General features: G+C 36.5%; 3 protein-coding genes. 2 read left to right on the top strand and 1 reads right to left on the bottom strand.

The features are described 5' to 3' along the window. Positions 1-45 precede the first annotated feature (45 nt). Positions 46-240 carry a hypothetical protein gene (locus HN014_RS04580; RefSeq protein WP_176027712.1) on the bottom strand — a complete coding sequence of 65 codons (195 nt, stop codon included), beginning with the start codon at positions 238-240 and terminating at the stop codon, positions 46-48. Positions 241-758: 518 nt separating this feature from the next. Between HN014_RS04580 and HN014_RS04575 the strand changes: the two genes are divergently transcribed. Both HN014_RS04575 and HN014_RS04570 read left to right on the top strand, forming a co-directional pair. Continuing rightward, positions 759-7,016: a hypothetical protein gene (locus HN014_RS04575; RefSeq protein WP_176027711.1), complete on the top strand. Its 6,258-nt coding sequence runs from the start codon at positions 759-761 to the stop codon at positions 7,014-7,016. 48 nt (positions 7,017-7,064) lie between these two features. After that, positions 7,065-16,526: a leucine-rich repeat domain-containing protein gene (locus HN014_RS04570; protein WP_176027710.1), complete on the top strand. Its 9,462-nt coding sequence runs from the start codon at positions 7,065-7,067 to the stop codon at positions 16,524-16,526. Positions 16,527-16,600 lie beyond the last annotated feature (74 nt).

Below are 16,600 nucleotides of genomic sequence, written 5' to 3'. Positions count from 1 at the left end.
TATTATACCCACTCAACAGATATAAATTGAGTGGGTAAGTTTTAATTAGTTATGATCCTCATACGCATCTGTCCCTTCTCTCATACCATCTACATAAGTACCAACATCTCCACTACCAGTACCTTCATCTATTTGCCATAGTGTTATTCCCCAACCATAATAGAGACCCCCAGTTGTGCTTTCCATTTGTTTTTTAGATACTTCAAAGTTTTTTAACGATTGCATTTTTTTAGTGCTCATAATTTTAATAATTTGTTTTGCTTACTCTTTTTTTATTGGATTTTTAGCTTCCTCCTATTTAGACCGATCTATACTCTAGTGCATCTGATTAAAATTCATTACCCGTTTCGGGATACTACTTTTTCTATATAGAGAATAATTCTTGTCATTTTTAGGAAAGTTTTTATGGAGGAGTATAAAAAAAACGAGCATTTTGTTTTCAAAATTGAAAAGTTTGAAAACTCCATTGTTTATAGGCTTTCGCATTGATTTTTGTTTTTTTTAGAGAAACTTTTTACTGCAAAGACAGGAAAAAAAAGTAAAAAATAGAGGCTAATTTTATACGGATACTACCTTTGATACGCTAGATAATATCGAACGAGATATAGAAGGCAAAAAAGCAATTAATCATTGCAAAATCACACAATAGAGAATCAGTTTATGATGCATTCGAGCTAGACAGTTGTTTTATAGTTCAGTGCCGAACACATATTCTCTGAAGGCAAAATTATACGTAACTAAAATTATAACGACCCACTATGATTCACTCCATACGGACTAGTAAATTTTCAAAGGTACTAGCTAGTTATCTCTCAATACAATTGTTTATCAGTACCATTCAGCCATCTAATTTATTCGCACTTACGGGGGGACCCTCTCAACCCGAATTTACAGCTTTTACACCAATAGGTACCAGTGATATGGTAAACCTATCCTCAGGAAACTTTAATTATAATATTCCTGTAATGGATGTAGGGGGATATCCGTTAAACTTAGCCTATGACTCGGGGATAACAATGGATCAGGAAGCTTCTTGGGTAGGATTAGGATGGAACCTCAATGTAGGGCAAATTAATCGACAGGTACGAGGACTTCCAGATGATTTCAAAGGAGATGAGATGATATATGAAAGTTCTATGAAGCCTAATGTAACTGTAGGGGTAAGAGCAGAAGTAGATTTTCAGCTTTTTGGGTATGAAACAGTAGATGAAGTTAATAAACTTACAGGAGGTGTTGGAGGAAATGCATCTTTAGGAGTAAACTTAAAGTATAACAACTATACAGGAATATCATTTGCTCCTTCATATGGAATTTCTTTTAACCTGGCAGATGTTGTTACGGTAGGGATGGATGTAGAGACCTCAGCAACAGAAGGAATTTCTGTGTCTCCTAAAGTTGGAGCCAGTGCATTATTAGGTAAAACAGGGAATATGGGAGTAACAGGTTCCCTTAATGCAGGGATATCTTATAACTCTAATCGGGGATTATCAAATTTTAATGTTTCCAGTTCATTAGGACTAACAGGAATAAAGGATGCAAGTAATAAAAAATATAATAGTGTAAAAGGGGTAAAATCTCAAACTGCTTTGGTAGGGCAGGGGAGTGGCTCTATTTCATTTAACAATATTGCAATGACTCCCCGAAAGAGAACCGCATTCATCAATAATAATGGTACGGTAGCAGTATCCCTTGGAGGAGATATTTTTGGAGCTGATGTAGAAGGAGAAGTTTCAGCAATGGGAGCTGTACAAAAAGTAAAAGAAACCATAAAAAAAGAAAAAGCGTATGGATATGAATTTACAGGCTATGCTACTCCAGATGATATAAAGGATTATAACAGGGAAAAAGACAATATCATCAGTAAAACAACACTGATGCTTCCTGTAGCTAATTATACGTATGATCTATACTCCGTACAAGGACAGGGAGTTGGGGGGATGTTTCGCCCTTTTCGTAGCCAAGTAGGGCAGATTAATGACGATCTGGTAGAAGATGAGAGTTCTAGTCTTAGTCTGGGAGTAGAAATAGAACCGGGAACTGGATACCATTTTGGAGCCAATTTTACAAATGCCCCTTCTGTTAGTAGAACCGGAATCTGGAAAACGAAAGCATTACAGCATTTCAAACAAGAAAGAGAAAATACCAGATCTTCTGATGAGAAAATAGATTATGAACCTGTATATTTTAAGTATATAGGGGAGCCAAGGGTAGATCATGATCAGCAAATGTTTAAGGGTTTAGGAGAATATGCTCCTATAGCATTAGAAATTGGAGGGAGTAAAAGCAGTTTTAATAAATATGCTAATAATAACTTTAGAATCAAAGAGTATGATGCAAACAAAAAACCTACCTACCGAAGTTTACCCGGATTTAATACTAAGTTCAAAAGAAGTAAAAGAGATGTACGAAATCAAAACGTACAAAAGATAAAAGTAAATGAACTTGCCAAGTTTTATAATGAAACCTACGCGAATAGCCGGATTAACCCGAAGGCGGCACCTCATCATACCGCAGAAATAAGAATACAAAAAGCAGATGGGGCTACCTATGTTTTTGGAGAAACAGCTTATAATACAAGAAAAAGAGAAGTCACTTTTGCTACCAATAGCAGCTCTTATAACTGTGCAGAAGGTGTAGTAACATATCTAAGTGGAGAAAATTCCATAAACAATAAAAGTGGGATTGATCATTTTTATGATGCTGTAGAAACTCCGGCATATGCACATAGCTATTTGTTATCTACAGTATTATCATCAGATTATGAAGACCTAGAAGGAGATGGACCAACAGATGATGACTTAGGAGCGTATACTAATTTTATTTATAAAAATAGAGGAGGTATTTATAATTGGAGAGTACCATACAGTAAAACACCAAGGCAGGCATCTTATAATGAGGGATTAAATACCGATAGATATGACCAAAAGGGAAGTTATATCTATGGAGAGAAAGAAATTAAATACTTAGATAGGATTGTAACTAAAACGCATGTGGCATTATTTGACCTTTCCCCTCGTAAAGATGGTCGGGGTGCAGCAGGAGAAAATGGAGGAGCGCTTTCATCCGGACAACAAATGTATAAAATCGATAAAATCAGATTATATTCCAAACCAGAAGCCCTGAAAGCAAACATACTAGATAATGATCCTACAAATGATTTGCCAATTAGCACTATAAAAACAGCTCATTTTATATATGATTACTCTCAATGTAAGGGAATAGAAAATAACCTAAGAGGGGCAGCCAGTGCCAATGAATTAAACAATCAGGGAGGAAAATTGACCTTAAAAAAGGTCTACTTTACTTATAGAAACTCTAACATGGGGAAATATACTCCTTATGAGTTTAACTATGAAGGAAGCAACCCTAACTATAATTTAAAATCATATAATATTTGGGGCAGCTACAAACCAAATACCTGTAATACGCCAGATTCATTAACGACTCCAGAATTTCCTTACGTAGCCCAGAATGATAAAACTATAGAAGACTCTTATGCTGCAGCCTGGTCGTTGACATCCGTTAACCTTCCTTCCGGGGGGAAAGTAGAACTCACATATGAGAGTGATGATTATCAATATGTACAAGACCGAAAAGCGATGCAAATGTTCAAGGTGATTGGAGCAGGAGAGAGAGAGATTCCCGGGAATCCCAGGGAAAATCAAAAACTCTATAAGTCAAATGCACTGAATGTTTTTGATGGGGATGCGGATTATTTATATGTTCAATTACCATCTGATGAAACCATTACAACAGAAGCTGCTTTTCGATCAAAATACTTACAGGGAATAGGAGATAAACCGATCTATTTTAGGTTTTTAATGAATATGACTAAGAAAGGAGCAAAAAATACTGCAAGCGCAGATTATGATTATGTAACAGGGTATTTCGAAATATCAAAAAACAAACCCATTAAAGTGTTTAAAACACAAGATGGGAAGGTATATGCATCTATCCCTATGAAGATGACAGATTTAGAAGGAGGGATTGCTGGAACAAAAAAAGTAAATCCGATTACTAAAGCCGGATGGTACTTTGGAAGGAAATACCTTAATAGCCTGATATATGGGTTAAATGCTAATTATAGAACTGAAAATATACAGTCAATAGCAAAAAAAGTACTGAGTAGCTTTAAGGCTAATGTTGATATCCTTACAGGACCCAATGGAAAGTTGAGAAGTAACAGCATTTTATGTGCACAGCGATTTATTCCAGAAAAATCATGGATCCGATTATCAACCCCTAAAAATTATAAGTTGGGAGGAGGTGCCAGAGTTAAAAAATTAGTGATGAAAGATCAATGGAATAAGATGGTGGATGCTACAATTCCTGATACAAATACCAAATACCTCAAAGAATATGGGCAAACCTATCAATATACATTAGAAGATGGTAGTTCTAGCGGAGTTGCTACTTATGAGCCAAATCAGAGTAAAGAAAACCCATTGGTAGAACCATTTTATAATAACTCCGAGCGTTTGATTGCTCCTCGAGAAGTTAATTATGTAGAGAAACCATTCGGTGAATCTTTTTTCCCATCAGCCAATGTTACCTATAGCAAGGTAACCGTTCTTAATCTTGCAAGAGAAGGGATTACCAAACATGCTACAGGAAAAGTTGTATCAGAGTTTTTTACTTCTAAGGATTATCCGACTCAAGTGGATTATACTGATATAGATCATCCTAATAATTATGCGACGAATCAGAATCAGTTTTTAGAGAATATGCTTAAAGGGCTTTTTGGAGGAGAAGTAAAATCCAGGAACGAATATGCCTTGTCACAAGGGTTTGTAATACATACCAATGATATGAATGGGAAAATGAAATCCCAAAAAGTATATGGAGAAGGACAGGAGAAACCAGTGTCGTCTGTGACGTATAAATACAGTACCAAAGAAGGGGATGAAACACGATTAAAAAATAAAGTTGTAGTAATAAATAAGGATGGTACGGTACGTAAAGACCAGCAAATAGGAGTGGATTATGACGTAGTTACGGATTTTAGAGAAAGTTATTCGAATTCTAAAACAGAAGGCGTCAAAGCCAATGTTGTTGCCTTGGTATTTGGGATAGTAGTAATACCTATTCCGACAATAGTACCCTCTCGAACGGAACTTGAAAATGTAGCATATTCTACAACAACGACAAAAGTAATTCATACGACTGCCATACTAAAAGAAAAAATAGCGACAGATTTGGGGGCGAAAGTTTCAACTATCAATGAAGCCTGGGATGCGGAGACGGGACAAGTATTATTGACTCGTACCATTAATGAATTTGATGATGAATACTACAATTTTAATTTTCCTGCTTATTGGAGCTATGACAATATGGGGCAAGCATCCCGTAATATTGGATTAACAGGGACACTACAAAAATCAGGAAACTTCTTTACGATGCCAGAGGCTAACAGATATTTTACTTTAGGAGATGAAATGATTGCTACCTATGGAAGAGCAAAATTAAATGAACGTCTATGGGTTGTTGGGTTTAACCCTGCCGGAGATGGAGTGATGCTCATGAAGCGTAATGGAGTAGTAATTAATGTTTCTAACGGAGCAGAAATTAACGATACGATCAAATTTAAAATTATAAGATCAGGGTATAGAAATCAGCAAATGGCAAATATGGCAGCTATTACAATGATGAAGAATCCAATTTTGAAGAGTGATGGAAACCATGTTACAAAAATAGATGCTGCTACATTTTCCTTAGGACAGCAGACTCCATTGGCTAATAACCCTAGGATTATAAATGCAAGTGCAGTTGCGTATAATGATTTTTGGAATTGCCAATGTGAGAGTAATTTAGAGTTTGCTCCCGAACCTTTAAGTGGAGGAAAGTTAACAGATATCTCTCAAGAAGATTACCCATTCGAAAACCCTTTTAACCCGTATGTATACAATGCCAAAGGCGAATGGAGAGCTAAAAAATCGTATGCCTATTTAACAGAGCGTACTAATGTGAATGAAGGAGTCCCTACTAGAGTACACACACGTAGAGAAGGATATTTTAAGAAGTTTACACCTTATTACAGTCCGACGCAAAATGGATGGCAGAAAGCTACAACAGCAGATACAGACTGGACCTTTGCTAGTGAAGTTACTCAATACAGTCCTTTTGGGGCAGAATTAGAAAATCAAGATGCTTTAGGAAGATACTCTGCTGCTCAATATGGTTACAATTACACATTACCTACAGCTGTAGGCTCTAATAGTAGATATAGTGATATGGGAATGGATGGGTTCGAAGAATATGCATTTATGAATGTAGATAGTGCGCATTTTAATTTCAAACACTCTGTAGATAAAGATGGTTTTGAAGGGATTCGTATTACCGATCAGGTAGCACATACGGGTAGCAATAGTATTCTGATTCCTGCCAATGACAAAGCAACTTTGGAACGTCACTTAATAGGAGAAACACCAAAAGATGAAGATTATGATGGGGATGGAATCATAGAAGAAGATAATTGTCCGTATACCCCGGGAACAAACCTTAGTGACTATGATGGAGACGGAATTGGAGATATATGCGATGATGATGCTGTTCCTCAAATTACAGGAAGATATACTACAAATGAAGTGTTGTATTTGGCGGGTAGTAGAAAAGAATGTGTAGGTAGAAGTGCTGAGTTTACCATACATGGGAACCCAAATGACACAATACAATATGGAATTGTTTTCCATCGGACGAATTATAGACAAATGGCACTGAGTATAAATGACAAAGTAGTTTTTAATCATGATGATGTTAGAGGAAAAGAAGGAGAGCGTTTTATGTTTAATGATATTGTATTAGATGTTACAGGGAAAAAATACATAGACCTTGACTTTGATGTGGTTCGAGGAGGATCAGGAGAAGGAAATAATACCTGGGAAATGGAATTTATGATTCTTAATAAACACACAGGAAGTCCTCTACACGGAGCTTCGTTTAATTTGAGATCGGAAGGAGAAAGAATAAAAGAATGTGGGGAACCAGAGTGGGGAGATATTGACCAAATCAAACATTAATATTTAATTGACACAGATATAAAAAATCATCTAAATCTATTTAGAGAAATGAAAAATCTAAAATATATAATACCATCAAAACATATAAAATATGTTTTGGTATTGCTACTACTTATAGTTAATAGCAGCACCTTAATTGCACAAGTTTCTCCTGAAGAACGACAAGCCTTAATAGATTTTTATACGAGTACAAATGGGGCAAACTGGAAAAATACTGTAGCGAATAATAAACCTTGGTTAATCAATGATCCTACCTCTTTGGTTAGTTCCTGGTATGGAGTGACAGTCAGTAACAATCGGGTAACGAAGCTTAGCCTGTCTAAAAATAATGTAACCGGGACATTGCCGAATTCAATTGGTAATCTGTCTAATTTGACACAACTCATCCTTAGTTCCAATGAAATAAGGGGAACATTGCCTACAACTCTGGGACAAATGACTGGTTTAAGAGGAATTCATATAAGTAATAATAATTTTTCTGGAACACTCCCTGTAGTATCATTAAAAAAGATCCCCAATTTATCGCACTTATATTTCGATAGAAATAATTTCACCGGAAATATCCCAACAGAATTAGGACAATTGAGCAACCTGCTATATATTAATCTGGGGAATAATCAGTTTACCGGAGGGATCCCTGTAGAACTTACACAGCTTTCAAAACTTTCTTCTCTCTATTTATCCAATAATCAATTGACAGGAAATATCCCAACAGAAATAGGGCAGTTAACTAATTTAGGGAATCTGGGGCTATCAGGAAATCAATTGACAGGGGTGATTCCAGAGAGTATAGGATCTTTGACTAAATTAGGAAGGGTATCATTGGATAATAACCTGTTAACAGGATCAATCCCTACAACAATAAGTCAGCTAGTCAATGTAAGGCAAGTAAACTTTTCCTCTAATCAATTATCAGGAGTACTTCCTTCTGCTTTAGGACAGTTAACAGCATTAGAAAATTTATTTCTCAATGACAATCAGTTAACAGGAAGTATTCCTGCGGCTATAGGGCAATTAACCAGATTGAAGTTTTTAGGGATTAGAAATAATCAACTTTCGGGAAGTATTCCTGTAGAGTTAGGACAATTAAGTAATATAGAAAATATCCATCTGCATAAAAATCAGCTGACAGGATCAATTCCCGAATCTTTTGGGCAATTGGTTAAACTGAAAGCCTTATATCTATATACAAATAATCTTTCCGGGAAAATTCCGACAAGTATTACTGCCCTGCCAAGCCTTACTAATCTAGGGATTTCAGGGAATAAATATGTGTTTTCGGATTTTGAAACTGATTTTTTAACAATTAAGACAAACATAGCAAGCTTTACTTATAATCAACAAAAAAAGGCAGATATAGAAGAAACCTTAAACGTTGTTCCAGGAGGAAGCATTATATTAAGTTCTAATGTATTTACCAGTCCTAACAATACATATCAATGGTATAAGGGAAACCGAGCTATTGCAGGAGCCACGAGCAAAGAATATACAATTACAAATGCTAAAGATACAGATGCAGGGATCTATAAATTGCTTGTTAGAAATACGGTTATAGATAAACTTTTTATTTATAGAAATGATATTACACTTACAGTAACAGCTCAGGATGCATGTGGAGTTTCTGCTATAGAAAAGCAAGCTTTGTTAGATTTTTATACTAGTACAGGAGGAGCAAGCTGGACTAATTCTACTACAGGAAATAGACCGTGGAGCTCTAATACACCTGTCTGCGATTGGTTTGGAGTAACAGTAGAAAATGGAAAGGTTACTAAATTATCCTTAGTTAATAATAAACTAAAAGGTCCAATACCAGCCTCATTTGGAGATTTGACAAATCTTACTTTTGTGAATTTAGCAATTAATCAACTTTCAGGAGAACTCCCCGTTTCTGTGGGTAATCTAACAAATGTACATACATTTACGGTTGAGCGGAATGCTATTACAGGAATCATTCCGGTATCCATAGGAGATATGGCCTCATTAAGAAGTCTGAATCTGGGATCCAATCAATTATCAGGAACCATTCCTCCCGACCTTCAGAAACTTACAAATCTTACGATACTAAGTTTATTCAGAAATTCATTGACAGGGTCCATTCCAGCAGAATTAGGAAATCTGATAAATCTGGAAGCACTTAATTTATTTAGTAATCAATTGACAGGAACAATTCCTGCTTCTATCGGAGGATTATTGAAACTAAAAAAATTAATGTTATACATCAATCGATTAGAAGGACCGCTACCTCCTGAGTTAGGGAATATGCAAGTTCTGGAAGAACTTCACTTAGAACGAAATGTGATAACAGGTGCTATTCCAATAGAGTTAGGAAATCTATCTTCATTACAATATGCAAACCTTGGAAATAACAACCTAAGTGGAAGTATTCCTAAAGAATTGGGGAACCTACTAAACTTAAAAGGCTTATACCTCTTCTGGAATCAATTAGAGGGAGTGCTTCCTGCGGAGATAGGGAATTTAATAAATTTAGAAGTTTTAAGCCTTACACGAAATAGATTATCAGGGAGTATACCTGTTAGTATAGGACAATTACCTCGTTTGAAAAATGTAGGAATGGGAATCAATAAGTTCTCAGGAAATATTCCTTCCGGTTTCTCGACACTTGCTTCTTCAAAAATATTAACTTCATTTAGTTTTGAAAATAACGATTTTATCTTTAGTAATTTCGAACAGGAGTTCCCGGCATACCAATCTAACTTAACTACTTTTTCGTTTCAGCCGCAAGCAAAAGTCGATCTGACAGAAACTCAATCGGTGATCGTTAATAATACAATAGTTTTAACAAGTCAGGAGCTAACTAGTACGAATAATAGTTATCAGTGGTATAAAGATGGAGTACTTATCCCAGGAGCAACAAGTAAAGAATTAGTAATTGCGAATGCCAAAGAGACTGATGCTGGAGTATATCATTTTACAGCGAGTAATACGATTATTACTGGATTGACACTCACACGTAATCCCATTACATTAACTGTAAATCCAGTTGGTTCTTGCGTAGTCTCTGAAGCGGAAAAACAAGCATTAATTGATTTGTATAACACTACGAATGGAACTAATTGGACTCATCGTACGAATTGGCTGACCAATGCACCGGTTTGTGATTGGTATGGAGTGACAGTAACCAATGGAAAAGTAACAGAATTAACACTAATCAGTAATAACCTTGTTGGAGAGATTCCTTCTTCTATTCGGGGATTGACTCATTTAATAAAATTAGACTTAGGGACGAATCAATTAACAGGAACAATTCCTTCTACTATAAATCAATTGAGAAATCTGGAGTTTTTATCATTGAATCAAAATGATTTATACGGGGAAATTCCTATATCAATAGCAGATATTAATACCTTACGATCGTTATACTTGGGGCATAATAAATTAACAGGTACGATTCCTGATTTGATAGCTCAATTAAAAGAACTTAGGTATTTACACTTACAGGGGAATAAATTAACAGGTACGATTCCTGCTGTTCTATCAACCTTATCCAATCTTACGGATTTAAACCTGTATAGTAATGAGTTAACCGGGGCAATTCCTTCTGAGTTAGGTCAATTAAATAACTTAAAAACATTACACCTTGATAATAATCAATTAACAGGAGAAATCCCTGTAAGTTTTGGAGGGTTATCTAGTTTAGTAGACCTTAATTTATACAATAATATCCTAACAGGAAGTATTCCTGCAGAGTTGGGACAACTTTCAGCATTACAATCTCTGTATGTTTACAACAATCAACTATCAGGAGATATACCTGCAGAATTAGGACAATTAGTACAGCTAAAAGCATTAGATATCCACGGAAACCAATTATCAGGAAAGCTTCCGGAAAGTTTCATGCAGCTAAGTAGTTTAGAATCATTATGGGTTCATGATAATCAGTTCTCAGGAACTGTTCCTGCTGCAATAACTACCTTGCCAAACCTTCGGTTATTTAATATGTCTGGAAATCAATTTGTGTTTTCAGATATAGAGTCAGAATTTACAGCATACACCTTAATGCTAGGTTCAGGGTTTGTATACATACCGCAAGCCAAAGTCGATGAAGAAGAAACTTTACCAGTTATAGCAGGAGAAAAAATAGTATTGGGAACACAGGAATTGAGCAGTATTAATAATCAATATCAATGGTATAAAAATAATGTAGCTATTCCAGGAGCAACCAATGCAACTTTAGAAATAGCTGCTGTTAGTTCTGGTGATGCAGGAATATATCATTTTACAGCTACCAATACGATTGTACATGATTTAATCTTAGAACGCCACCCGATAGAAGTAACGATTAGTTCTGATCCTTGCTCCGTTTCTGCAAGGGAAAAACAAGCACTTATTGATTTTTACAATCTTACCGGAGGGAATGCCTGGACGAATACTACAAATTGGTTGACAGATACTCCAGTATGTAACTGGTATGGGGTGACCGTAGAAAAAGGAAAGGTAACAGGAGTAAATTTAGCGGTAAACAACCTGACAGGAAACATTCCTGATGTAATTTCAAACCTGACGTATTTGAGACAATTAGATATATCAGGAAATCAATTGACAGGAGAACTTCCGGTTACTTTGAGAAAACTTATATATATAGAACAGTTACTGCTTAATACAAATGCTTTAACAGGAAATCTTTTCCCTGAAATCGGGCAATTAACCAAGTTAAAGACACTTCGGGTAGCCAACAATCAATTAACAGGAGAAATTCCTTTGACATTTAATCAATTAATTGGGATAGAGATAATTGACTTAAGTAATAATATGCTATCAGGAGGAATTCCTTCAGGAATGAACCAACTACTTGGATTACAAAACATAGATATTTCGGGGAATCAGTATATATTCTCAGGATTAGAACCAGAATTTGTAGCATTGCAAGCACAATTAGGAGCAGGTTTTATTTATGCTCCACAGGCTAAAGTCGATGAAGCATTTACGCGTTCTGTAGCGATTGGAGAGACGATTACCTTGACTACAAACACTCTAACCAGCATTCATAATAGTTATCAGTGGTATAAAGATGATGTCATCATTGCAGGGGCAACCACCAAAGAGTATGTAATTCCTACAGCAACTGCATCGGACGCCGGATTATATCACTTTACAGCTACTAATAGTATAGTTACGGGGTTAACATTAACCCGATATCCGATACAAGTAGAAGTAGGAACTTCCTCTTGTGAGATTTCAGCCGAAGAACGTCAGGCATTAATTGATTTTTATCAGGCTACTAATGGAGCTAACTGGGCTAATACAATAGCTAATGATAAACCATGGAAGATTAATGACCCAACATCTAAAGTCTGTGACTGGTATGGAGTAACTGTTCGTAATGGAAGAGTAAGTGGAATACGATTGGAGAACAATCAAGTAATAGGAACATTTCCTCCTTCCATATTTAAGTTAAAAGCATTAGAAGAAATCTGGTTGATGAGCAATCAGCTTTCAGGGATACTTCCTGATGAAATTATAAACTTGCGGGAACTACAAGTTTTGAACCTAAACAATAATAATTTAGAAGGGGATATAGTAGCAGACATAGGAACGCTTCCTAACCTGAAAAGGCTGTTTTTATCAAATAATAACTTTACCGGGAACATTCCGTCTACATTAGGACAAGTGACGAATTTAGAAATACTGGGATTAGACAGTAACCAGTTATCAGGAATATTGCCTGCTGGTTTGGAACAATTAGTAAATCTAACCGGAGTTACCATTTTCGATAATCAATTTATCTTTTCAGGAATAGAACCAGAATTTGACAGGTTAAAAACAAAGTTAGGTACAGGCTTTATCTATGCACCACAAGCCAAGGTAGATGACGTAGTCTCCAAGACAGCTGTAACAGGCATTCGTTTAATACTAACATCAGATGTGCTAAGTAGTCCCAATAATAAATATCAATGGTATAAAGATAATGTGGCAATTCCTGGTGCTACTGCAAAAGAACTAGTGATAAATAGCGTGAGTGCCAGTGATGCCGGAGTATATCATTTTGAAGCTACTAATACCGTGGTTACCGGATTAACATTGTTGCGTAATCCAATAACGATCTCGGTAGAGCCGGCAGATAGTTGTGGAGTATCTCCGGAAGAAAAACAAGCTTTGATCGATTTTTATCAAGCTACAAATGGAATTAACTGGACAAATCGTACACATTGGTTATCACCTACGGTACCAGTTTGTGATTGGTATGGTGTTACGGTGATTAATGGAAAAATCATTGAACTTTCACTACCTAAAAATAATGTTTCAGGAACTATTCCTGCTGCTATTTCAGGCTTACAGCACCTTACACGATTACGATTAGATGACAATAAACTATCCGGAAATATCCCGACAGCTATTGGAGAGTTATCCAATTTACAGGAAATACAATTTTCCTGGAATCATTTGACGGGAGAGATTCCCTCTGTATTGGGAGGGTTGATGAACCTAAGAGTGCTGGAGGCGATGGGGAACCAGCTTACCGGGGAGATTCCTTCAGCTTTAGGCACTTTGACAAATTTAGAACGATTGAGTTTATATCGTAACTTATTAAGAGGGACGATTCCGGTTGAGTTCGGGAACCTGTCAAAATTAAAATACCTGTCACTTAGTGATAACCAGTTAAGTGGTAGTATTCCGGTTACATTAGGAAATCTGATGCAATTGAGAGAGCTTAGTTTATTTAGAAATCAACTTTCAGAAACAATACCAACACAGTTAGGGCAACTAAGCAACTTACAGCACTTATATTTGAATCACAATCAGTTGTCAGGGAGCATTCCTAATACTTTTGGAAATCTTACGAATCTTCAGTTTCTATGGCTAAGTGATAACCAGTTGAGCCATACTATTCCTGGCACCTTGGGAAGCTTGAGAAAACTACAGGATTTTAAAGCAAATAATAATCTGCTTTCCGGAATAATTCCTCAGGAATTAGGAAATGTAATAAGCCTTAAGTACCTGGAGTTAGCAAACAATCAGCTGTCAGGGCCAATACCTTCCTCTTTTGGAAGTCTGACACACTTACAGCAATTATACCTTAGTAATAATCAGCTTTCAGGAAGAGTTCCTCCAGCTTTAAGTCAGCTGGCTAGTCTAAAACATTTAATGATTGATAGCAATAAATTTGTTTTTTGGAATGTAGAACCAGAGTTTACGGCGTATCAAACAAAGCTTACAAGCTTTTTATATATACCACAGGCAAAGGTTGATAAAAGAGAATATCATAGCATTTATATCGGAAAAGATATCACTTTTAGTAGTGAAGCATTGATTAGTGCCAATAACAGTTACCAATGGTATAAAAATGGAGTTGCTATTGCCGGGGCGACTAATAAAGACCTGATTATTACGAATGCGACAGCAGCAGATGCAGGAGATTATTACTTCACCGCTACCAATAGTATTGTTACAGATTTAATATTGACACGTCATACGATCACGTTGGCTGTTATTGTACCGAATTGGGATACAGTCCAATCATTTTGTAGCTCCGAAAAAACACCCACAGTAAGTGATTTGGTATCTCCTATTGTTAATACTCCGGTTGTAAGCTGGTATACAACACAGACAGGAGGTGTCGCACTTCCGGGAACCACTTTATTAGATCCTGTTGTTTATTGGGCAGAAGGGAATACAGCAAACCCCAGAGTTGGAGTGAAAGTAAACCTGAATGAAGGAGCTCCGGGGAATGAAGAGACAGAAGGGTATCAGGAATTTTCAATTATTTCGAATTCGAAAATAAAAGATCTTCAGATTACCGGAACTTCCATTGCATGGTATTCGACCCCTACAGGAGGAACACCATTAGATGTAAATGCCCTTTTAGAAGATGGGAAATCATATTACGCACAACAGGGAACGGCAAGTTGTAGGTTTGAAGTTGTGGTAGCAATAAAAGTTCAGGATCCAGAAGGAGATGGGTGGCAGTATTTCTGTAAATCAGTTAATGCTACCGTAGCAGATCTTAGTGCCAGATATACGCTTTTGCCCAATCATACATTGCTATGGTATAAAGGAGCGACAGGAGCTGAAACATATGCTCTTACAGAAGGATTGACTGATGGAGGAATTTATTATGCAGTACAAAGAGATCCATTGCAAAATGAAAGTGCCAGACGAAAAGTAGTAGTCTCTATTTTTGATGTTCCTCCTCCGGTAGTCACGAATACACGGCAAACTTTTTATACCAATGAAACAGCAACTGTTTCGGACTTAATAGCTGTAGGGAACAATATTATATGGTATGATGCTGCTTTTGGAGGAACCGCCTATAATCCTACAGAACATTTGGTACATGGACAAACCTATTATGCAGCACAAACAACGATCAATTGTAATCCAGAGGATATCGGTTGTTGTGTGAGCTCATTTAGAGAAGCTGTAACCGTGTCGATATTGGATGAAGTACCACCTTCTTTGATAGGTTGTGAGCGATTCAGACCACAACCAGGAGCGCATTATGTAATTAGCGCCTGGGTGAGAGAAGATGGGCTAAAAGCGATTGACCCGGTGACTAAAAACTTTAGTGAAGTAAGTGATGTATTTGTCAAGTTATTAAACCATCTGAAGGATAAAGTCATTGAAGGAAGTCATATTCCACAAAAATATATTCCTAATCCGGAGAGCAGAGAGTTTGATGTACTCATTCCTTTTATAAAAAATGCAGTAGATAAAAATTTAACAGTATATGATTTTACGTATGTAAAAGGAAGCCAGCATGAAGATAATTTAGGACGTCCTATCGGACCTGTTCGAACCATTGGGTTTAAGTTTTCTTTGACTCCGGGAAATGAACAATATCCTCAGTTCTTATATCGCACACCGCTAATCAGAAGATATGCAGATGAGGAACATCGCTACCCATTACGTCATAATCCGACACTAGTGCTAAACTTTACAGATGCCTCTGTTTGCGGAACGAATTTTTGTATGACCTCGTCTTTTAAAATTGATGGAGGAGACCTATCCTATAACAGGACGAATATTGTTGATAGAGGCATTGTTTCCTCTGCGATAGTACCGAGCATAACGACATATACATATATTCCTGATCCAGCATATCAAGTAATGGATTATGCCAATTCTCTATTGAGATTGCGTTATCGCAATCAGGATGGAGTAGATATTGTACCACCTGATAATGCAGCTATAGAGTTTATGCCTAAAGGAGCTATTGTAGATGGATGGCAGCGAATCACAGCAGATTTTACGATTCCTGTAGATGCAGTAAACATGCAGATCCATTTAGAGAGCAGAATCCAGGGGAATAGTACAGAACAATTGAATGTCTATTTTGATGATATACGAATGCATCCTTTCGAAGGAAATATGAAGACCTTCGTCTATGATCCAATCACTCAACGATTAAAATCAGAATTGGATGAAAACAATTATGCGACCTTCTATGAATACGATCAGGAAGGAGGACTGATTCGAGTGAAAAAAGAAACAGAAAGAGGGGTCTTTACAATTCAGGAAACCCGCTCAGGAAATATAAAGCGAAACCATTAAAACAAAAGCCTGTAGAAACTGATTTAAGAAGAATTTTTGATCAGTTTCTATAGGACAAAGGAACCACATAAACA

The organism is Aquimarina sp. TRL1 (assembly GCF_013365535.1).
GTDB classification, from domain to species: Bacteria; Bacteroidota; Bacteroidia; order Flavobacteriales; family Flavobacteriaceae; genus Aquimarina; species Aquimarina hainanensis.
Note: the sequence above shows the minus strand (reverse complement) of the source record. Positions and strands in the feature narration are given on the sequence as shown.